Source organism: Neobacillus ginsengisoli (assembly GCF_030813055.1).
This window is the reverse complement of record NZ_JAUSTW010000014.1, coordinates 25,900-47,471: the sequence shown is the minus strand read 5'-3', so window position 1 is coordinate 47,471 and position 21,572 is coordinate 25,900. Positions and strand designations below refer to the sequence as shown.

The window sequence follows — 21,572 nt, the reverse complement described above, 5'->3', positions numbered from 1 at the left end:
ATAATTATCTGAAAATTCAGAGCGGAGATATACAAATATTAGCCCTATTTTAAAAAAAAAACAATTACTCATTAAAGATGCTTGCCGCTTACCTTATACTCTACCGTCGAGCTTCCCTATTTATTTAATACCAATGATGATATAGAAAATCAAAAAAAGATAAAATATATTATAAGAAATATGATAAAAAATCATATGACATATATGTTGATATATGTTTTAATGTTATTACTAAAATATTGAGAAGATAAAGACAGTCCCCACTTGTCAAATCTGTACGTACATATAAGTAAAACAACGTTTAGTAAAAATCCGTCACAAATACTAAAAGTCTCGAAAAGTAATTTTCGAGACTTTATCACAGCAAATCATAAAACAATTAGTTGATTGAATTAACTTGATTAGTGGGCCCGACTTAAAGCCACAACGCTCAATCGAAATTTTAAAGATATTAAACCTAATACAAATACTACTTTTCAATAAAAAGATTACTTAGCAAAGTCGGTAAAACCTTAAAACAATCAAGTTTAGCTCCCTTAATTTAGGATACCCGAGAATTGCATTCTAACGCATTTATCTTTTCTTTTATGGATAACCCCTTCATCTAATTTCGTTGTAGATTAATTGTCAGATAATTCAAAGAGGAAAATATACAAAAATGTTTTTATCTTTTAAAAGCTCAAACACTCGTTAAAGATCGTTTTCGTTTCCTAATATTCTTCCGTTAACACCCATATTAATATATTGTATACTTAATAGTAATTATGATATAGAAAACAATAATAAACATAACATATATTTTAAGATATATTTTAAAACTATTTATAACATATATGTTTAAATATATTTTTTTCTTAATTATTTTAGAATTGTTATTCCTAACGGGCCATAGGTTTAATAAATTTAGTAAGTCAATTACCAGTAAGAAAATTTTTTCGCTTATACAAAAAGTCCCGAAGACTTACTTCGGGACTTTTTTGTATTTATTATGAACTTATACCATGCAAATATATTTTATACCCATTGAATAGAGCCAAACTCACCATGCGGATGGTTTTGTAATTTAAATCTCCTATACTCATATTCTAATTTTGATAGTGGCAGCTTATAAATCTGTTGATCTTCTTTGTTATATACGTTTAAAAAAATTAGTTTATTGATAAGTTTTTGCCGCTTTTTTTCATCGTTATTTCTCATCATAAACACTCCTTCAGGTTTACAAAAACCTTCCCTTGAATACAACAACTTTAAAATCGGTCCGAATAAATTTTTTTATTTGATTAATTGTATTATAAACTTACAATTCCTATATGTAAAGTATGAATTAAAATTAAATAATAAAGGCACTCCATCATAACAGTACCTTGGCGATTTTCAATGACTAGCGGTATGGATCAAATCGGCTAAATTGCTGTTTAAATTTCCGATGAAAAAAACTGCTGCTCTCATAACCAAGTTCAAGAGTTATGTCAACAATACTCTTTGATGTATTTTTTAAGAGTACAGATGCACGAATCATCCTCTGCCTTTGAATGAGTTCTAAAAATGTATTACCTGTTTGTTCTTTAATCAAATTCCCAAGATAATTGGGGTTAAAATTAAACTTTTCAGCAAGACTGGTAAGACAGCAACCTTTGTTCGGGTTTTGGCATTAAAAAACCCCCTCTAGTGATTGGAGCGGGAATCAACAGACCATTTAAGAAGCCAAAAAATTAAAATAAGAGGGGCTACCAAAGGTCAGTTACCTGACTTTTTGGACAGCCCCATTATAAATAAACTATATAATAAATAAGATTCATCTCCACATTTTGTGATTTAGCCAAAAAAATGAAAACACTCACTGCTTCCTGGCAATAATGTTAGCGGCGACTAAACATAACAGGAGGGTCTGTAAGTGTTTTCCGTATCACTAGATTTGCCAGAATTTGAAGTTGTTAAACAAGTATTTATTGAAGGTTGCAATCTGGGTTCTGGTGCGAAAATAAAATAAAAAAGACCCAAGTCCGAACAATTGATGTATGAATTCTTTCTGATTTTGGACAGACTGATCCCGTAAATCAATCTGTTCTTTTTTTATCATATGCATAGCTTCTATTCCTGAAAGAATGGACGTAGCTGTCTCAAAAGATTTAAACCCTAACATAGAACGGACTCGTTTTTTAATGAACCGATGATCCTGTTCTACGATGTTGTTTAGGTATTTTATTCGCCTTATTTGGATGCCTTCTGGTATCTGTTTTTCTTCTTTTAACTCCTGAATGGCTACAGGATAGGCTGGGTTTTTATCTACCGTTATGACACGCGGTCTTGAAACATGCGAAAAAGCCAAGGCTTTCTTAAGAAAGCGCTTGGCTGCTTGTTTATCTCTTGATTCACTTAGATAAAAATCAAGAGTGTTTCCTTCGGAATCTACTGCACGATACAAGTACATCCATTGCCCTTTTACCTTGATATAGGTCTCATCTACTCGCCAAGAATCGTTTGTTTTCTTAAGGTGACGGCAAACTCTCTTATCTAATTCAGGTCCATATTGATGGACCCAACGCATGATCGTGGTGTGAGCCATGGATAAGCCACGTTCCTCCATCATTTCGACTAAATCACGAAAACTGAGGCCATATCGAAGGTACCATCTAACCGTTAACAAAATAATGTCAGGCTGATAATGTTTCCATTTGAATTCTACTAGTTTTTTATACTGATACACATCCTTTATTAGATTAATAGTATCAGTATATCCAAGTTTAAGAAATTACTTACGGATCATTTGAAGTTTTTGCACCAGCCCGAAATCCTTTTTCCCTGAGATTTTTATGAATTCCACATCGATAATTTGATTTCAAGTTTGGACAAGATAATGCTCGATAGACGAGTTGTGCATCTTTGTTTGGACCAGCACTGAAACCAATGATTCCTATCTTGTATGTAAACTATTTATTTTTTACTCATATAGCTACCAATACCCCCTTGCATTTATTCAATTTTACTAACATAATTAAATTTTGCATATGAAAAGTTAATTTTTTTCAATACTTTACCTTAAAAGTAATACAGTGACTCCTTTTAAGGGAATTTCATTTTGATATAAAATAACCACCACTTCTTTTGAACTATATACGATACACTCTTGCTTCGTAGGGCCTTAATGTAAATTCACGAACAGGCTCTTTCTCATGTACCATGTAATTATTTAACAATAACTGTTTATTATCAAAAGTTAAACCGATATCCTTTTCTACCTTAGCTGGATGAACGGATAGGTTCACAAGAACCACAACTTTTTCTTCATTTAAAGTGCGGGAATAAGCCAAAATTTGTGGGTCATCCTCTAGTAACAAGTCATAAATGCCATACGTAAATACCTCGTTTGACTTTTTTAAAGCAATCATTTTTTTATAAAAGTTTAGGACAGATTCAGGATCTTAAACGGTGTGCCTTGTATCAGAAAATACATTGCAGCAAATGCCGTAGCACTTTCCCGCCAATATTCCTGATCATCCCCCCAAGTTGAAACCGCCCGGGCGATATCATGGTTTTCAATATATAAGGCATTCCACCCTATTCCTTCGAGTCCTTTTTGCCAACGGGACAATACATGTTTTAATTCCACGATGTCCAGCTGCTTTTTCTTTTCGGCATCCCAGAGTTTGAGATGTTCAAATTGAAATACCATATTGAACTTACCCTTCTTTTCATCGACCCAAAGCTCAATATCGTCCACTGTAACGCCATTTGCTTCTCCAACCGTCATAATGTCATAGTTGGAAAATGTCCCATCCTTTAATTCTTGTAATAAAGGTTTAATTCCATTGACATTCATCATTTTATCAAAGCACGGGACATATTTTAGCTTTTTGGGATTGGTCATATCATTGAGGCCCTTTTCCTTTTTAATATGACTAATAGCATCGACACGGAAGCCATCGATTCCTTTGTTTAGCCACCAATTGATCATTCCATACAGCGATTTCCGTACCTCTTTATTTTCCCAATTTAAATCCGGCTGTTTTTTTGAAAAAATGTGCAGGTAATACTCTCCAGTGTTTTCGTCATATTCCCACGCAGATCCGCCGAAAATACTTTCCCAGTTATTCGGTTTGTTTCCATCCTTTCCATCCCGCCAAATATACCAATCCCTTTTTGGATTGTCTTTGGAGGAACGTGATTCGATAAACCACGGATGTTCATCCCTACTATGATTAACGACTAAATCCATGATCAGCTTCATGCCACGGCGATGGGTCTCTTTTAAAAGTAAGTCAAAATCGGCCATCGTGCCGAATTCTCCCATGATTGCTTGATAGTTGCTAATCTCATATCCATTATCATCATTCGGAGACTGATACATCGGACAGATCCAAATCACATCAATCCCTAATCCCTGCAAATAATCCAGCTTAGTGATAATCCTTTGGATGTCGCCAATCCATCACCATTAGAGTCCATAAAGCTTCGCGGATAAATTTGATAGGCTACTGCCTCTTTCCACCATACTTTTCTCATATTAAACCCTTTCTAAAACCCTTCTTTTGTTAGCAAAATCACTCAACTTGGCTCACTGCATGAAAGACGTTCAACCAATTTATGAGATATAATAATGCGTTTAGTCGGTTCATTATTGTTCTCAATTTTTTGAATTAAGCTTTTTGATGCTTGATACCCGAGGCCAAATATATTAATATCAACAGATGTTAACGGCGGATTCGACAATTCTGCCAAAAGCACATTATTAAAGCTAACAACAGAGATTTCTTCCGGAACCTTTATTCCTAATTCATTTAATGTGCTAAGTACACCCAGTGCCATAAAGTCATCCACTACCACTAGCGAAGTAGGGCGTTGTGCAAGTGCCATTAACTCACTTACCGCCTCCTGACCGCCTTCCCTTCGGAATTCCTCATGAAGGATATATTCATTTTTTATAGGGATGTTTGCATTCTTTAAAGCCTGTTTATACCCATGCAAACGATCAACTGTGACCATTAGTTCCAGACTTCCGCCGATAAAAGCAATATCCCGATGTCCATGGTCTATTAAATATTCAGTAGCTTCTCTCATGGCACGAACATTATCATTGTCAACATGTGTTATTTCTTCTACATGTTTTGAAGGTTTTCCAATGATAACAAAAGGAAAATCCATTTTTCTCAAATAGGAGATGACCTTATCCTCTACTTTTGAATTGAGAAGAATCAAGCCATCAACTCTTTTCCCTTGTACCATATGAATAACGGCTTCAAGTGTTTCCTTTTCTAATTTCCCTGTTGTCATATGCAAAGCATAATTTTTTTCACGGGCCCCCTCACTTATCCCCTGTAATACGGAAGGGAAAAACGGGTTCTGAAAAACGGCATCTCCAGAGCTCGGCATAACAATCCCAATTGTTTGGGTTGATTGACTAGCAAGGCTTCTAGCATTTAAGTTCGGATGATAGCGAAGCTCCTCCATTGCTTTTTTTACTTTCCGTTTTGTTTCTTCACTAATCCGCGGACTATTGGCAATTACTCTTGATACAGTAGACGGAGCTACATTCGCTAACCTGGCCACATCCTTAATTGTAACGGCCATTTTTTCACTTCCTTAATTCCAATTGTTAAACCTATTATATCATTAACCCTTTGTACCGCCCGCCGTTAAACCAGATACAAAAAATCGCTGGCATGACAAGAAAAGAATAGCAATCGGAATAGCAATCAATACAGCCCCTGCGGCAAACGTGGTAAATTCATTCCCAAACTGTTTGGCAACTAAATCATATAAACCAACTACTAACGTATAATTTTTTTCTTTTCTAATTAAAAGGCTGGCAATAATAAAGTCTGCGAAAGGTGCAATGAAGGCGAATAAAGCAACGACAGCAATAATGGTCTTTGCAAGCGGCATTACAATTTGAAAAAAGATTCTAAAATTACCTGCACCGTAAAATTTTTGCCGACTCATCAAGCTCTTTTGGAATGGTGTCTAAGTAACCCTTCATTAGCCATGTATTCATAGGAAATTGACCGCCTACATAAACACAAATCAAACCGATGTGGGTATCAATGAGATGTGTAAGATATATAGATCATAATCAGAGTTTTCATCTTGAGTGTTAGTTGTATGAGAACCCGCAAGTAGTATTGCTTCTACCTCCTGTAATTGTGAAAACTCGTTTACAATAGCATTTAATATTGAATGGTCTTTAAACATTTCTCTGACCTCCTCTTAAATTTGATGAATTTTTTTAATTTACCTAAATGGAGCTGGATTCAAATAACTTTTTAAAGTTATCCACACCAAATTAGTTTATAAATTCCTGGTGTATGAAATAATCATTTTAGACACAAAAATGTCCCAGTGACTATGTTACGATTGAAGTACTTAACGAAGTTTAACCAGTGAAAGTAGTACAACCTTGGAAAGAGTCCAAGGTTGTACCTTTTAAAGAATCATTGGCTTTAAATTTTTTGTTATTATCAAAAGAGAAACTGTTTATTGGGCTAAAATCGCACCGTAATGTCCGTTAACTGTAAGAGTAACTGTTCCGTTCTGTACTGTGTAGGTGGTTCCGGTCAGTTTGTCTGTTACAATGCTTCCATTTTGCATACTTAGCTGCCAGACAGGAACGGTTACACTGTGACCGACAGTATCATTGTTTAGTACAACCGCAATTCTGTTTGTTGTGTCAAAACGGCCATATGAATATATTTGGTTTGTATCGTCTGTCTGCAATGACATATATGAACCAGTTCTTAGTGCCGGATATTGGTTACGGATGCTAATGAGCTTTTGTGTTAAAGCTACAGAACTATTGGAAGTAGTAGCCTGGGACCAGTCAAACGTCCGTCGATTGTCAGGATCGGCGCCGCCCATCATGCCATATTCATCTCCGTAATAGATCGTTGGAGTACCAACATACGTCATTTGGAAAATTAGCGCCAAATATGTCTTCCAAATATCGCCGCCAGCACGTTCGCCAAAACGAGTAATATCATGATTGGAAAGATGATTGCTCATGGCTTGCTGAACGTTGGTCGGATAATTGGCACGTGTGCCTCTTAACCAGCTGTCCAGTTGGGAAGTAGATATGGAAGCCGCATTATTGCTGTAATCTTTTCCGGTTATCCACTCGGAAACGGGTTGCGTAAATCCGTCAAAATTCGTTGCCCCGTCCCATTGATTGCCTTGGCCTGTCCAAGGATTTGCATTTCCCCAGTATTCGCCTAATATTTCTGCATTAGCGTTTACGGACTTGACTGCGCTTCGGAATTCAGTCCAAATTTGATGATTAACTGTATCACTGCCATTTCCTCCGCCGGCATCTACATATTGAGCTGCATCTAATCGCCAGCCGTCAATATTATAAGGAGCCCCTAAATACGTTTTCGCTACGGAGTTGCTATTATTATAGATTTGATTTCTTACGGGTGAACCGCTGGCACCATAATCCAGCTTAGGTAAGCTGTTATATCCTAAAAAGGTAGAATATGTGTTTGGCCAAGACTGGAAGGTATAAAAATTATACCATTGGCTGGATTGGGACTCAAAAGCTCCTAACGAGGAGAAGTCATTGTATTTATCGAACCATTGATGGTTGTCTCCTGTATGGTTAAATACACCATCTAACACTAAATACCCCTTTGACCCATTTGCAGTGCCATGAATATCTGATGAAAGGGTTTGCAAATTTGAGTTTGTACCGAATGCAGTATCCACATTCATATAGTCCTGTGTATCGTACTTATGGTTAGAAGAAGATTTGAAAATCGGATTTAAATAAATAATATTAGCCCCAAGCGTTTGTTTAATATAGCTAAGCTTCTGGTCTACTCCTGCTAAATCACCACCGAAGAAAACAAGGTTGTTCGTATAGCCAGGATCAGCATAGACACTACTTCCCCAAGCTTTTTTCTCAGTTGGTGTGCCGTTGTAAGTGTATGCATTCGTTTGCACATCATTCGATGAATCACCGTTATAAAAGCGGTCAGGGAAAATCTGATACATCACACCATTCTTCATCCAATCCGGTGTTTTAAAATTCGGGATGATATAAAAATCGCCCGATGATGGTTCAGATGTAGAAGGACCGTTAGCATTGTACCAAACAGTAGCAGACCCATCAGTAATTTGGAAACGATAATATTTCTCCGAAGAGCTGGCAGGAATTGTTCCTTGCCAATAATCAAATGTTCCCGTAGAATCGTTGGACACCCAAGACATAGGAAGGACATGGAACGATCCGTCTGCGTTATCATAGTACTTAATATTAGCACCGGTGATATCACCTTTAAAGACACGGAATTTCAGTGTCACGCTTTGGGCGGATGTCGGTTCTGCTGTGCTATCATAAACGGGTCCTTGATCGTGAAATAGACCATTCCACTCCACGTTATTATCATTAGCTGCAGCATAGACCGAAGATGAAGGTGGTGTGTACAGCAAGAACGACCCTAAAACAAGAGCGGATAATGCAACCGTTTGCACAAACGTGCGCTTTTTTTTACCTTTCACTAATCCTTTCATCGCAAACCTCCTATGAATGTAAATGCTCTCAAAATTATTTAATTACTATCTTAAAAATTAGATTGGGAGTGTTCAAGTTTGATATATTACTTACCATCCAATTGAATTTTTTGAACCTCAATCAAATTGTCTAAGTTAGCTTTTTTATTTCAATTAAGATTCTGTCATCAAAATTAGAGATGCTGTCCAGTAAATCATATAAATTTTCTTCCATATTGAAAGGGAGTTTAGTCGCCTTTTCTTTTAATATTTTTACTAATTGTTTTTCTCCAGGATGTGGTATTTCATTTTTCGCAAACAAAATATCGAAATAGCTTGCTAATAAAGCGGCTACTCTATGGTTAACACTTACATAATCGTTTCTTTTAAGTGCTTTTTCTATTTGAAAATAATATGCAGGCATCTGTTCTCTTAATAACGGATAATTTTTTTTGATAATATTTAACTTTAATGCTGGAGGATATTTTATATTGTATTTTTGTTGAAGTTTTCTAGTTTTTCCGTGTTTATCGTACAGTATAACGGATGTTATAAAATTACTCCAAAAACATGTTGTATATCCAACATCTGCTTGGCATTTAAATAATGTTCTCTCAAGTTGTGCATCAATCCAATCAAAATCTCGGTATATAATTTCGATTGGGATATTCCATCGCTCAAGATTCCATCATCTTCTGTCTCCCAAAATTGATTATTAATTTCCATATAATCGCAAAATTTTCTTGTAATTTCTTCTCTTTTAACGACGGGAACTTCTTTGTTGGAATAGAAATATAGATCATAATCAGAGTTTTCATCTTGAGTTCCGGCTGTATGAGAACCCGCAAGTAGTATTGCTTCTACCTCCTGTAATTGTGAAAACTCGTTAACAATGGCATTTAAAGTTGAATGTTCTTAAACATTTCTCTGACTACCTCTTTAAATTTGATGTATTATTTTTTACATACCTATTAGCTTGTTCCCCGTTTTTTTCCTTAAAATAAGTGCATTTTATCAAACCTCCTAAAAAATATAAAAATATGATTCTCGTAGTGTCTAACCTGTTCAGAGTAAATTACAATGATTACCTATGAAAACGGTTGCACAATGTACTTTTATTATAAAGGGTATTTTAAAGTTTACAACTAGTTTTTTTTTAAAATTTAAATATTATTTCCTTACCTTAATCCTTTTTTGTTACTCTTAAAGCAAAAATATACCTCAGTTGACATTCATCTTTTTTGTAAAATAAATTTAAAATATCAATTATATGAAAGAAGTAAAGGGAGATTGTTTAAAGAAGCGATTAATCATCGACTATCGATAGTTATGCATACGTTTGCGCAAACTCTTATTCAGTCTCGAATTATCCCGTAACTTGTCCCTACCATGACTTCTTTACCTTTTTGGTTACGATACACTGACTTTATCTCGACTTTTTTAAAATCTTCCCTTTGTTCAACTTTTGTAAGTGTTAGTTCGCATGTAATGGTGTCTCCAGTAAAAACAGGTTGACTAAATTTACCTTAACTTGTTCTACTAAACTTCATCGTTAGAATTCCTGTAGATCACTAATTATCAACTTTGAAAAAAACATTTTGCAAAATTAGCTTAAGTACAATTCTTCAGAAACTCCTCTATAATTTAACATAAAATATCCAATTATCTTATAAATGGGTAGCGTCAGGAAAATGCGGATTTACAACGTTAAGGAATTTTCAATATTAAAAAGTCCAATTTCTCAATTTAATGCTGAGAAATTAGGCTTTTTTGTTACTACATAAACGCGCCCGATTGCTGAATAAGTAAAGTACAATTTCTTTGTCTGCTTATTTACATAAAGCCCCATATGGTGAACGAAAAAAGAGAGACTAAAGAAGTCTCTTTACTGTTAACACTATAATTTTTTATATCTTCCAGGTGTATACTTTTCGCTGGCTTTGAAGTTATAAACTGGTTTAATAAAGCAAGCAAGCTCGGATGTTTCTTCGATTTTTTCTAAAATTTCATTTATTGGCTTGTAGGCCATTGGCGCTTCATCAAGTGTTTCTTCAGAAACTGATGTCGTCCAGACACCCTCCATCGTTTTATGAAAATCGTCCATGTCTAAGGTTTTCATTGCTTTTGTACGGCTCATGACGCGGCCAGCTCCATGTGGCGCTGAAAAATTCCAATCCTCATTACCTTTACCTACCGCCAAAATTGAACCATCTCTCATGTTGATAGGAATAATGAGCCGTTCTCCTTTTTGCGCAGAAACTGCCCCTTTTCGTAAAATTAAGTTCTCCGTATCAATATAATTGTGCACCGTATCGAAGCGATCCAGCTCCTCAAATCCCATATTCTCGGTGATGGCTCTTGCAATTTCTTCGCGGTTTGCTTTTGCGAATGCTTGAGCTAATTTCATGTCATGCATATAATTTTGGAAGTCCTCGCCTTCCAAATATGCTAAATCATTAGGAATTACTGGATTCTTTTCTTTGTAGCTTTGAATTGCTGTTTGGATTTCTCTTTCTCGTCTCTCAGCTTTTAATTGTTCAATAATTTCGGTTAAATCATGATTACGAATCTTTGAGATGGCTACTTTTTGATAGTATGTCGCAATCTTTGCTCCAACATAACGGCTGCCAGTATGAATAGTTAAATAGTGTCGGCCATCAGAATCAACAGATACTTCGATAAAATGATTGCCCCCGCCTAGCGTTCCCAAGCTATAAAGACTTTTATTCTGGCTCAGTATGTGCTCGACCTTAAACTCTTGTGTGGATGGAAAATTCGTGTTAATAAATCCTGCCGTCTCTTCTGTATGGAGCTCATGTCCGCTTGGGACGTATGTTCGAATGACGTTATCAAGCTTGTTAAAATCAATTTTTTTATCTTGAAGCTTGACGGTTAGGACGCCGCAGCCGACATCGACACCAACAAGGTTTGGCACTACCTTATCTTTTAACTGGATAGTCGTTCCAATCACGCAACCTTTTCCGGCATGATAGTCTGGCATAATTCTAATCTTTGTATCCTTTAAAAAATCTTGATTACATAGCTCTTGTATTTGCTCAATCGCCGTTTCCTGTGGATAATTGGAAAATACCTTTGCTTCTGTTTGTGCCCCCGTTATTGTTATCACTAGCTTTCTCTCCTCCAAAAGCAGATTACCAATAGGCTACAATTTATTGAATATTCTGACAATGTGTTTTCGTGCGACAATTTAATTGAGTTAGAAATCTGTCATTTTTGTATAATTTTTATATCATTAAATACGTTGAATACGGTAGAAAATCATACTGTATATTACTGCTTCGTTAGTTCAAGCGAAAGCCTTCACAATCTCAATTATTATTCTAACGGCATACGTGAAAGTGTTCATCAAGAATATAGCCCAATACACGAAAAAAACGCGTTTTTAAAATAAACGCGCCCTATTATGGAATAAAAAGTTTAATTTATTGAACAGTATCATCGAAGTGTGACATAAACTCCAATTTTTTTCATTTAGTGTCGAAATTTTCGGAATTTTATTTGTAAAATATTTGAAATGTTTATAGTATCATTTATGTCGTTTACGATCATGTATGCTGTCTTACTATTAACACCTTATTATTTAGATCAAGTAAAGCATCTGCCTATTTTTCAAGCTAGTTTTTTAATTACAGTTATTCCAATCGGAATGACCAGAACAACACCCATTTCAGGGATGATAACCGACCACCGCGGACTGGCTCTTCCGTTACTTCTTGGTTTATCTATGGTAACAATTGGTTCATTTTTGTTAACCTTTATCGATTTAACTGGAACCTACATCATTACAGGTATCGGACTTTTCTTAATTGGTTCAGGCATTGGAATGTTTACTTCGCCGAATAATAGTAGTGTCATGAGTCATGTTCCCAAAAGTGTTTTAGGTATAACAGGAGGAATTTTAAATATGTCACGGACCTTGGGTATGGGTTTAGGGGTTACGCTTGGTGGATTAATGTATCAATTCTTTTTAAATGTATATGAACCTTCTCATCTTAATCATTTGCTTTTAACGTTCGACCATCGTACTATGTAATTGCTGTTTGTGCATTATTAGCCCTTCTGTTAACGTTTAATAATTATAAAAAGGAGCTGAAACATAACGGCAGCTATCAATCAAAAGAAATTGGTGTTTAACCAATTCGAGGGTGGTCCTTTCCGTCCTTAGCCTTAAATGGAATAGGAACCCTACGGAATATTATCATGGAAGAAATTCATAGAGTAAAGGGTACTGAGTTCTCACTTTTTTCAGTTCTATAAAAAGTATACCGTACACGAATGATAAGACTTTAGATTGCTAATTCTGGAGTTTAACGTTTTTCGATTAATAAAAACAAAATAATGGATTTGTTGTTGAAGGGATGTTTAAAAAAATGCATAAGGATTTATTTAACTTTTTTGGTTATGTCGTTCAAACTCATGCAGTTATCTCACTTCTCGCTATAATACTTGGCTACGGCGTTGGCCTCGCTTTAACAAGAAAGACAATTTATTATAAACACTTGCAAAATTTCCTTATTTACGGTGTGGTTGGTGCAATAATTGGAGCTCGAATTTGGCATGTCTTTGTCTTTCAATGGCCGACATATTCGCAGCATCCACTTCAAATTTTAGAGATATGGACAGGCGGTATTTCGATAGAGGGGGCTATTGCGGGTGGGATTGTTTCATTAATGATTTACTCGCGCATTCATAAAATAAGCTTTTTGGAATTTGCAGATTATCTTTCACCAGCTATGATATTGGCCCAAGGCATTGGACGAATTGCCTGCTTTATGAACGGGGACGCTTTTGGAAGTCCTACAGGTGGAAATTTTGGGATTGTCTATCCGAAAGGGTCTTATGCTTACGAGTACTACGGCAGTCAACCATTGTGGCCGGCTGAAGTTTGGGAAAGTCAAGGAGATATGATTCTTTTCTGTATTTTATTCATGTTACAAGTGCTTGCAGGACAACGACTCACTAAGGGCTGGCTCATTTCTTTTTATGTTTTTCTTTATTTCCTTGAACGTTTTATTCTAGAGTTTTTCCGTGGAGACTCTCCTCGTTTTGGCAATTTAACTGGTGGACAATGGTCTGCTATTGCCATTATTATCATTGACCTCGGGTTTATGACTTATCTTGCATTAAGGGATATAAAACATAAACAAAAAGAAGAAGCTTTGAAATAAAAATACATAGTGAACTTTTTTATAAAATATATCTACTAATGTAAGGGCAGTTTTTTAGAAGGTAATAAGATAAAAATTATTGGTGCGGGTGAAGACGGCTTTTGGGTTGACCAACAGCCATCAGTCTTTCTAAAAACCAGGACATGATATTTGCAATATAGATATCTTCTAAGAGATTAAATAGTAAATGAAATACCTAATAATGCTATTTAGCTCTATATTTTTAATATTTGCAAGACCAAAGGATTCACTCTTGTTTGAGTGATAATTAAGTCATTCATAAAAGGCAGGCCCTCTCTAGAAGGCCTGCCTTTTATGTCGATGATTTTCCCCTTAAGAAATAAACACTCAGAGTATTATTGCTCTAAGCATTTTAATTTATTAAAATCATTTTTTATTCAACAATCTGGCCCTTTACCAAAATAAAGGACGCAATTCTTATTCTGGAATTGCGCCCGATTGTGGAATAATCCTATGTCGATTAAATAGACATAAACGATAATAAGTGCTACTTACATTGTTCACTAACAACCACCATTTATTGAATAACAAACCATCAACTTTTGTGGGTGTAAACAGTTCGGAAATATATAAAACCGAACAAAACATAAATCCTCTATAAAGAATGTCGTTCCAACGAACATTCCTTACAAAAAGTCCATGTCTGCCCGGTTTTATTAAACCATGGGAAGAGGTCATCTTCCCACTTTATTATAACCAAACGTTATGTACTCATTTGCTTCACGTTATCCCAGTAACGTTGAACTGCAGCTTGAAGAGCCACAATGATCGCTTGCTGGGATGGAGCAAAATAAAAGCTTTGAATTCGTTCAATCAACTGCTCAACACCATCTTTAAGACAGTATCCTATCAACAGTTTTTGAAAATATTTTTTTGTTATTTCTGTTACGAATGTGAATTCAGCTCCGATAATCTTATGTTCTTTCAGATCCACTTCGAGTACAATTCCCGCATGCTTATACAATTCATACATGGAAGTTCCGTGTGGAGCTTTTGCATATCCTGTAACAATCACTGTTTCCATTGTTTGCATGCCCCTAAACCTCCTTTCAAAAACCAACTAATCATTTTCTTTTTCTAACATGAGTATATGGGACAGAAAAACAATGTCAACATAAATATTCTAAAATTTCTGAATACTAAAGCGTTTTCAATAACAAGTAAGCGTTTACGATTATTTTATAGAACTATAACATTTTATATATAAATTATTCTCCCTTGCATGTCAAAATCATTCTAGAAAGGTAAGAATTTTTTTTATAGGAAAACGGAGGGGCTTTTTACGCTTTCTAGTCTCAATACATCACAAAGCAACCATGCTATACAGGTTTTTCGTTCTTCGCTTTTTTCACCATTTCGATAAAATAAGCTGTCAATCGATGGTCATCTGTTAATTCAGGATGAAATGAGCAGCCGAGGTACTGACCTTCTCTTGCTACCACAATTCTGCCGTTATGCTTGGCCAACACTTCAACATTCTCGCCTGCTTCAACAATGTGCGGTGCACGAATGAACACAGCATTAAAATTTTCTGCTACATCCTTAATATCAAGATCCGCTTCAAAGCTTTCCCGCTGACGCCCAAATGAATTGCGCTCTACAGTTACGTCCATTGCTCCGATATGCGGATCATCATAGCCGACAATATTCTTTGCCATTAAAATTAAGCCAGCACAAGTCCCAAATATCGGCTTTCCTTTCGCAGCAAACTGTTTTAAGTCCTCCATGAAATCGTATTTATCTATCAATCGGCGCATCGTTGTACTTTCTCCACCAGGAAGAATTAGCCCATCTACTTCTCGAAGCTGTTCTTTCGTTTTAATAACAACAGCCTCTGCCCCAGCTTCTTCGATCGAACAAACATGTTCACGTACAGCACCTTGTAATGCGAGTACTCCAACCTTAAGCATTAGAAAAACTCCTTACCAACCACGATCCTGCATACGTGCTTCAGGAGACAGAGTTGAAATTTCAATACCTTTCATTGCAATTCCAAGATTTTTTGAAATCTCTGCAATTAGTTTATAGTCCTGGTAGTGGGTTGTTGCTTCAACGATTGCTCTAGCGAATCTTACTGGGTTATCAGATTTAAAGATACCTGAACCAACAAATACTCCATCAGCACCTAACTGCATCATAAGTGCAGCATCAGCAGGCGTTGCTACTCCACCAGCTGCAAAGTTTACTACGGGCAGGCGTCCATGACGCTTAATCTCAAGAAGAAGTTCATATGGAGCTCCAAGTAGCTTAGCCTCTGTCATCAATTCATCTTCACTCATTGTAACGACTTTTCTTACTTGTGCATTTACCTTACGGATATGACGAACAGCTTCTACGATATTACCTGTTCCCGGCTCTCCTTTTGTACGAAGCATGGATGCACCTTCACCAATACGGCGTGCTGCTTCGCCAAGATCACGGCAACCACAAACAAATGGAACAGTGTATTCTTTTTTATTTAGATGGTACTCTTCATCTGCTGGTGTTAAAACTTCACTCTCATCAATATAATCAACACCCATCGCTTCAAGAACTCGGGCTTCTACGATGTGTCCGATACGTGCTTTTGCCATAACTGGAATGGAAACCGCATTCATAACTTCTTCAGTAATTCGTGGATCTGCCATTCTTGCTACTCCACCAGTTGCGCGGATATCAGAAGGAACGCGCTCCAATGCCATTACAGCTACCGCTCCTGCTTCCTCTGCTATTTTTGCTTGCTCAGCATTCACAACGTCCATAATGACGCCGCCCTTTTGCATTTCAGCCATGCCTCTTTTTACACGATCCGTACCTGTTTTCATTGTTCTTTTCAGTTCATTTGTGTTGTTTTCTTGTAAATGCATAGAATTTCTCCTTTCATTCCCTAAAAAAATGCATACGCTTCCATTTTGCTCCTAAAATAGTGATACAAATTGCAAAAAGAGAGGCTTCACATTCCCTTCACATTTGGAAGATAACACGCTAAAGGGAATTTACACCAACCATATTTTCAAAATTATCAATATTTTCATTTTATAAACATGCAATTTCTGTGCCAATATTAAAAACGCCTATTTGATAACATTTTTGAAACAATATGCCAAATTTCTTGGCACTATCCTTATTTTTTTGCACCTCAACTGCAAAAAGTCTCTTTCTGATAAAAGGGAAAGAGCTTTTTAATTTTATGAAAATGCTACTTTTTGAAAACATATGTTGTTTTATATTGCAGTCGATATAATGACAATGTACAGCGTAGACGAAGTATTTGAAATGTTAAAAACTTATAAACTCACAACAGTTTTCTTAGCTTCTAGCCGGAAAGGTTCGGGTGTCCTACCGGCTGGAAGGTTAGAAGGCTTGCGCTGTTTTACGATTCGGAAGACAAAAGGGAAAAATAAATAATAAAAGAAGCCGTTTCGGCTGCTTTCCTTTGTCTTTTATTCTTTTATTCTTTTGATTTTCCGGTTTTCGGCTCGTTCGATATGGCAGCGTTAGCCGTATAGACCGTGGTTATCGGTTCATTTAATACCGAAGCGACACGTACGGAATGACAGAAAAGGGGGTTTTTCCTTTCTGATCAGTCCGTAGTGCTGCCGCCCAAAGTCATTCTGTATGCTTTTAACCTATATTTTAAAGTCCTTATTTATGAAGAAAAATCGCAGCCTTAAGGCTGCACGAAAGGGGGATGTAGACAAATCCAAAATTTTTATAACATATCCCTTGAACAATAAGAACAAACATTCCTATAATAAATAGAAAGGGGGAATTTTTAATGAATAAAGATTATAAAGATCGTGGAATGAAGAAGTTTATATTAAATGTCAAGAAATTAATTTGAATTTTAATAATGACAAGTGATTTTTTATGATGTCTCACAAAATGTAATGGAAAAGTAGGTGTCTTGAGGTGATTCGTGACAGAGACCGTATTAAATGGGTTTCAATGATGTTACCGGAACATGTAAAATTACTTAGGGAATACAATGAAAGTTTAGATAAAAGCCGAAAAACCGGTTTTGGATGAACAAAAATATGAAGAATTTTATGAAATTATCTGTGGGGTGAAAATGCCAATATTTAAAAGCCCAATTTCTCAGTATGAATTCGAGAAATTAGGCTTTTTGTTACTCCGCAATCGCGCCATTTAATTGAATAACTGGAATTAAAAATTTTATTCAGTTCTTTTTTTGCTTCTTCTTCAACGTAGGAGTAGTGCTTTGCTGTTTCTATTTTAAAAATATCTCCCCCTGTTTTTTCCTGTAGCTTTTCTGCAATGGCTTTTGTATTTCCAATAAGGGGTCCCACCAACAAATTAACGAAACCATACGCTAAACAATTTTCGACACGGAAAAACGTTGATTTTACTACTCTAAGGGACTTATTTAGTCTAGACTAACAAAAATCTATCCTAAAATGTGGTAAAAACAGCTTTAAACCTGTATCAAAAATCATCTCTAAATCAGAATCTCAATTAGAATCAGTAACATTGGGTTTTGAGAATCTCTTAGCGTATAAAACCGTTAATATGCGTGCTACCCCTTACTGATGACGATTTTCGTGACTAGTGGTGTGACGCTCATCCTCTTCTTTGTGGCGATCCGCCTACGTCGGATTGATTAGTGATGAATCTGCTAGACGGAATCACCATATGGAATACCGTCTAGCAAGTGTTTCAGAAGCTTGCAGATCCACAAAAGATAACACCAGGGGCAAAATTAAACGGAAAGCGTTGATCTACCAGTGGTTTAGTGCCAAGCTCCGAGTTTGAACTTAGAGAATTAGAACTTGGTGAAAATCTAGAGTGTAAGATCGCCCAAACAACTTAAATCAGCGCTTTAAAACTGATTTTTGTTCCGATACTTAGCCTTTTCGGAACTTTTGTATATGAATTTCCTTTTTTTTACTCGCGTTTGCCCCTGGTGTCAGGCTGGTACTAGGTCTACTCGCTCAATGACAAGCTCATTATTTTCCTTGTAGATTTCCAGCTTTTTCATGGATTTTCCCTCCTAATTTCAACCCTCTCTCTTTTCTAACCACTTTTTCACTTCTTCTACATCATAAAATTTAGGTTTTTTAAATTGGGCGAAAAGCTCAAAACAAAGGTGTATTGTGGATTTAAAATAAAGTTTGACCGTTTAAACGGTCAAACTTTATTACAAACGGTTAGACTTTGTTTTAAATCTACACCAAAATCGGCGGATGCTACCTTTACCTTAATAAAAAGCCGATTTCCATTTTTTCTACCATCCCTCTTGCTCAAAAAAAGGCATGCTCGACAGATCCGGATTTGACATGTCTGCGACTAAGACAGCCACACCAACTTCACCTTTGTATAAACTTGCTTTAGAGAAAGATGTACTCCGTATGCCAATTGCAGCACGATTGGCCATCTCCTCAGCACGGTGTAACCATACTGTTTGATTTGTATATTTATATAAGTTTAGTAATGCATACGCTTGCCCAGCGATACCACAACATAAATTGCTTATGGTAGACGGTTCTTCCAATGTATTCCAAGCAGCTTTTTCAGCTAACTCCAGATAGGCATCATCCCCAAGCATCTTGTGTGCACGAGTCCACAAATAGACAAAGCCGGTGCTTCCATTACACCATCCTGACATGTAATCGTCCGAACGATTTCGTTTAATATTATGTTTTCTAAGCCAGTGAACACCTCGACCGGTTGGCTCTGCAAACTCGGCCAACTGTCGTAGACGATCTTCCATCTGATCAGGCATACGCTGTCCCGAAGTCTGACACCATCGCATCGTTGTATACAGTAAACCTGCCCACCCATGTGCAATTCCCAGAAAAGAGACCTTTTCTTCCTTGGATATATGTTGCAAACAGTTTATTTGATCCCATATATCATTCATTGTTTGATTTCCTAATTGCATAAGTGAACTGCGAACATGCAGATTGCTGTCTTTTATCGTGTCTAATAGCAGTGAGGAAGCGATTAATGTGCTAGATTTTCCAAGAGTAAGATCAAGTTTTTCACATGGAGCATTCGATGCTGATATAAACCCGTTCACCGATTCTTGTAGTGAAGTTATATCTCCCATTGCTTTACTGATTAATGCCCGTACAGCAAAAACCCCACTCGCTGTATGATAAGGAGAGATATGCCCGACTGTCTTAGGAGTAAGATCAAGTTTAGTTGAATAGAAGGCACCCTCGTACCCCATATTGGATTTAGCCCGCATAGACCACAGATCAGCAAGTGACAGTAACCGCGAATCATTTTTTATAGTAGCAATTCGATATAAGGCATAAGCAATTCCTGCTGTTCCGTAGTTAACTGAACAAGTAGGTGCAGTTATCAACCCGGATGTGAACCAGGATTCTGATGAATCTGTCCATCGTAACACGTCTTGGATTAAATCATTTTTAGCAATGTTTGTATGTCCTGAAAGAAAGATGCCCCCCTCTTCTTGATCATCAGTCAAGATTTCGTTTAGCCTTCTGGAAAATTCTAAAACGGACTAAAATCGCTCCTCATGATTTTTACTCAATGCTTTCGTTAGAATTCCTTCTACCTCTGGCCATGGTTCCACTTTTTGTTTGTCAAACGAAATCGGGTTATTTTCGGCGATTTGACAATCCATTTTCATCTTCTCAAGTGAGAAATTTTGAGTATGTGTGCCTGTCAAAAGAAAATACAGTAGGGCAGCTAACGCGTACTGTTCTCCCAAAATACTCGACGGGGGCGGTTTACATCCGGCAAGACGTGCCATCGCAAATTCTGGTTCAAAAAAGTACCCGATTCCCCCTCTTTCAGGTTTGCCTATTTTTTGATCTACGGTTTCATGCCGAGAGAGTCCGTAGTCAATAATTTTGATTGTTCCATTATCGGAAATTAGTATATTCTTTGGATGTATATCCGAATGAATCACATTTTGAGCATGCAAATGGGAATATGCTTCAAGTATTTTACAGCACAATCGTAAAAGCTTTTTACGGCCTTCATTACTTTTTTGAAGACGAAAATTGTTGGCAGCAACTCCTACGTTAACACCTGAGCACCATTCAAGTGTAAGGTAAGTTCGATTAGAAAAGGTACCAACTTCTATTAATTTAGGATTATATCTTCCATCCAAATGCTTTAATATGGCAGCTTCTCGCTCATACATACGTTTCAACTTACGGCCCTTATTTCCTTTTTTTCTAAATGATATAACTGGAAATGCATTAAAAAACGTACTTTTTATATTGTACTTACCCCATAAATTCTCCTCTATCTTCAATTAAATGGCCCGATACATAAAGAAAGACTTATTACAGAAATGCGCCCGATTGTTGAAGATTATTGCTTAAATCTTAATCAAGATAACCAATGGTTAGCTGAAGAAGACCGAATGACATTAAATAATACTTTCCCTTTTAAGGTCAATCAAATCTGGGTTTAATTCTTCAAGTTTATTTTCGAATTCTTCCCAACCAGTCTGTCTAATAAATTCTGCTTCCTTTGAAGTAATTGGAATTAACCAAGCCATTATTATAGTTTTTTTATCATCTACTTTAAAAGCATCAAATGAATCTGGAAAGTAACCTGGGATAGTAACATAAAGGGCTTCTAAATTTGAATCATCAAAAATTGGTCCATATGGTCCAATTACATCTCCTCTTACAAATGCGTTCCTAGAATCTAAAGCCATCTGGCTAACTTGTGCCAATAATGCAGGTATGTTTAAATTTCCAATATTGTAGTACCCAAAAAAGGACCTTTATTGTATTTTGCAATTTGAACAGGAAGTGGATCTCCCCTGTCATTCTTAGTCCAACCACACTCAATCGTACCTAGATGATTCTCTAAAAACTGTATAAATTTATCCATTTGTCCACCTTTATATATACAAACTTTATTTATATTTCTATTTAAATTACTCGAATCCCT

17 protein-coding genes and 5 pseudogenes are annotated in these 21,572 nt (G+C 36.3%); 3 read left to right on the top strand and 19 right to left on the bottom strand.

Translation table 11 applies throughout. The features are described 5' to 3' along the window. Window positions 1–1,014 precede the first annotated feature (1,014 nt). The 12 genes and pseudogenes from J2S10_RS25585 to J2S10_RS25540 form a co-directional block, all read right to left on the bottom strand. On the bottom strand, window positions 1,015–1,197 hold the full coding sequence (locus J2S10_RS25585; RefSeq protein WP_307413744.1) for a Fur-regulated basic protein FbpA: 183 nt from the start codon (window positions 1,195–1,197) through the stop codon (window positions 1,015–1,017). Between the two features lie 184 nt (window positions 1,198–1,381). Next, window positions 1,382–1,603: pseudogene (locus J2S10_RS27580) on the bottom strand (helix-turn-helix transcriptional regulator); the annotation flags it as partial. 306 nt (window positions 1,604–1,909) lie between these two features. Continuing rightward, entirely contained in the window at window positions 1,910–2,707 is a 798-nt protein-coding gene (locus tag J2S10_RS25580) for an IS6 family transposase (protein WP_307413742.1), read from the bottom strand. 403 nt (window positions 2,708–3,110) lie between these two features. Beyond that, window positions 3,111–4,503, bottom strand: a pseudogene (locus tag J2S10_RS25575) (glycoside hydrolase family 13 protein). Between the two features lie 42 nt (window positions 4,504–4,545). After that, window positions 4,546–5,568: a LacI family DNA-binding transcriptional regulator gene (locus J2S10_RS25570; protein ID WP_307413739.1), complete on the bottom strand. Its 1,023-nt coding sequence runs from the start codon at window positions 5,566–5,568 to the stop codon at window positions 4,546–4,548. Window positions 5,569–5,610: 42 nt separating this feature from the next. Then, window positions 5,611–6,055: pseudogene (locus tag J2S10_RS25565) on the bottom strand (ABC transporter permease subunit); the annotation flags it as partial. Next, on the bottom strand, window positions 6,022–6,189 hold the full coding sequence (locus tag J2S10_RS27575) for a nucleotidyltransferase domain-containing protein (protein WP_370876288.1): 168 nt from the start codon (window positions 6,187–6,189) through the stop codon (window positions 6,022–6,024). The pseudogene J2S10_RS25565 and the gene J2S10_RS27575, both read right to left, overlap by 34 nt. A gap of 282 nt (window positions 6,190–6,471) precedes the next feature. Beyond that, window positions 6,472–8,502 carry a glycoside hydrolase family 13 protein gene (locus J2S10_RS25555; protein WP_307413734.1) on the bottom strand — a complete coding sequence of 677 codons (2,031 nt, stop codon included), beginning with the start codon at window positions 8,500–8,502 and terminating at the stop codon, window positions 6,472–6,474. 130 nt (window positions 8,503–8,632) lie between these two features. Next, window positions 8,633–9,019 carry a hypothetical protein gene (locus J2S10_RS25550; protein WP_307413778.1) on the bottom strand — a complete coding sequence of 129 codons (387 nt, stop codon included), beginning with the start codon at window positions 9,017–9,019 and terminating at the stop codon, window positions 8,633–8,635. A gap of 11 nt (window positions 9,020–9,030) precedes the next feature. Next, entirely contained in the window at window positions 9,031–9,375 is a 345-nt protein-coding gene (locus J2S10_RS27570) for a nucleotidyltransferase domain-containing protein (protein ID WP_370876290.1), read from the bottom strand. A gap of 461 nt (window positions 9,376–9,836) precedes the next feature. Continuing rightward, a pseudogene (locus J2S10_RS25545) lies at window positions 9,837–10,004 on the bottom strand (FAS1-like dehydratase domain-containing protein); the annotation flags it as partial. A gap of 374 nt (window positions 10,005–10,378) precedes the next feature. Beyond that, window positions 10,379–11,608: an RtcB family protein gene (locus J2S10_RS25540; RefSeq protein WP_307413732.1), complete on the bottom strand. Its 1,230-nt coding sequence runs from the start codon at window positions 11,606–11,608 to the stop codon at window positions 10,379–10,381. 408 nt (window positions 11,609–12,016) lie between these two features. Between J2S10_RS25540 and J2S10_RS25535 the strand changes: the two genes are divergently transcribed. Then, window positions 12,017–12,535 carry an MFS transporter gene (locus tag J2S10_RS25535; RefSeq protein ID WP_307413731.1) on the top strand — a complete coding sequence of 173 codons (519 nt, stop codon included), beginning with the start codon at window positions 12,017–12,019 and terminating at the stop codon, window positions 12,533–12,535. A 337-nt stretch (window positions 12,536–12,872) separates the two neighbouring features. After that, window positions 12,873–13,670 (top strand): prolipoprotein diacylglyceryl transferase, encoded by a 798-nt coding sequence (gene lgt, locus J2S10_RS25530; RefSeq protein WP_307413729.1) that lies wholly within the window; start codon window positions 12,873–12,875, stop codon window positions 13,668–13,670. 724 nt (window positions 13,671–14,394) lie between these two features. Here lgt and J2S10_RS25525 read toward each other — a convergent pair. The 3 genes from J2S10_RS25525 to pdxS all read right to left on the bottom strand — a co-directional run bounded on the left by J2S10_RS25525 (window position 14,395) and on the right by pdxS (window position 16,495). Beyond that, the gene (locus J2S10_RS25525) at window positions 14,395–14,724 is read right to left on the bottom strand and encodes a DUF3870 domain-containing protein (protein ID WP_307413727.1); all 330 of its coding nucleotides are present in this window, start codon (window positions 14,722–14,724) and stop codon (window positions 14,395–14,397) included. A 286-nt stretch (window positions 14,725–15,010) separates the two neighbouring features. Then, window positions 15,011–15,601, bottom strand: coding sequence for a pyridoxal 5'-phosphate synthase glutaminase subunit PdxT (gene pdxT / locus J2S10_RS25520; protein ID WP_307413726.1), 591 nt, complete (start codon window positions 15,599–15,601; stop codon window positions 15,011–15,013). Between the two features lie 12 nt (window positions 15,602–15,613). Further along, complete coding sequence (gene pdxS / locus J2S10_RS25515; RefSeq protein ID WP_307413775.1) at window positions 15,614–16,495, bottom strand: pyridoxal 5'-phosphate synthase lyase subunit PdxS; 882 nt, start codon at window positions 16,493–16,495, stop codon at window positions 15,614–15,616. A 1,087-nt stretch (window positions 16,496–17,582) separates the two neighbouring features. Between pdxS and J2S10_RS25510 the strand changes: the two are divergent. Continuing rightward, a pseudogene (locus J2S10_RS25510) lies at window positions 17,583–17,733 on the top strand (YolD-like family protein); the annotation flags it as partial. A 1,182-nt stretch (window positions 17,734–18,915) separates the two neighbouring features. Here J2S10_RS25510 and J2S10_RS25505 read toward each other — a convergent pair. The 4 genes from J2S10_RS25505 to J2S10_RS25490 all read right to left on the bottom strand — a co-directional run bounded on the left by J2S10_RS25505 (window position 18,916) and on the right by J2S10_RS25490 (window position 21,512). Further along, window positions 18,916–20,124: a lanthionine synthetase LanC family protein gene (locus J2S10_RS25505; protein WP_307413725.1), complete on the bottom strand. Its 1,209-nt coding sequence runs from the start codon at window positions 20,122–20,124 to the stop codon at window positions 18,916–18,918. 36 nt (window positions 20,125–20,160) lie between these two features. Beyond that, a complete protein-coding gene (locus J2S10_RS25500; protein WP_307413723.1) occupies window positions 20,161–20,817 on the bottom strand; it encodes a protein kinase family protein in 657 nt (218 codons plus the stop codon). Window positions 20,818–21,039: 222 nt separating this feature from the next. Then, window positions 21,040–21,351, bottom strand: coding sequence for a suppressor of fused domain protein (locus J2S10_RS25495; protein WP_307413722.1), 312 nt, complete (start codon window positions 21,349–21,351; stop codon window positions 21,040–21,042). Between the two features lie 14 nt (window positions 21,352–21,365). Then, window positions 21,366–21,512, bottom strand: coding sequence for a hypothetical protein (locus J2S10_RS25490; protein WP_307413721.1), 147 nt, complete (start codon window positions 21,510–21,512; stop codon window positions 21,366–21,368). Window positions 21,513–21,572 lie beyond the last annotated feature (60 nt).

Excerpts from the sequence above, each read along its gene's own strand:
- pdxS (WP_307413775.1), bottom strand. The coding sequence starts at position 16,495 with ATGAAAACAGGTACGGATCGTGTAAAAAGAGGCATGGCTGAAATGCAA.
- J2S10_RS25490 (WP_307413721.1), bottom strand. The coding sequence starts at position 21,512 with ATGGATAAATTTATACAGTTTTTAGAGAATCATCTAGGTACGATTGAG.
- J2S10_RS25525 (WP_307413727.1), bottom strand. The coding sequence starts at position 14,724 with ATGCAAACAATGGAAACAGTGATTGTTACAGGATATGCAAAAGCTCCA.
- J2S10_RS25570 (WP_307413739.1), bottom strand. The coding sequence starts at position 5,568 with ATGGCCGTTACAATTAAGGATGTGGCCAGGTTAGCGAATGTAGCTCCG.
- J2S10_RS27575 (WP_370876288.1), bottom strand. The coding sequence starts at position 6,189 with ATGTTTAAAGACCATTCAATATTAAATGCTATTGTAAACGAGTTTTCA.
- pdxT (WP_307413726.1), bottom strand. The coding sequence starts at position 15,601 with ATGCTTAAGGTTGGAGTACTCGCATTACAAGGTGCTGTACGTGAACAT.
- J2S10_RS25535 (WP_307413731.1), top strand. The coding sequence starts at position 12,017 with ATGTTTATAGTATCATTTATGTCGTTTACGATCATGTATGCTGTCTTA.
- J2S10_RS25555 (WP_307413734.1), bottom strand. The coding sequence starts at position 8,502 with ATGAAAGGATTAGTGAAAGGTAAAAAAAAGCGCACGTTTGTGCAAACG.
- J2S10_RS25585 (WP_307413744.1), bottom strand. The coding sequence starts at position 1,197 with ATGAGAAATAACGATGAAAAAAAGCGGCAAAAACTTATCAATAAACTA.
- lgt (WP_307413729.1), top strand. The coding sequence starts at position 12,873 with ATGCATAAGGATTTATTTAACTTTTTTGGTTATGTCGTTCAAACTCAT.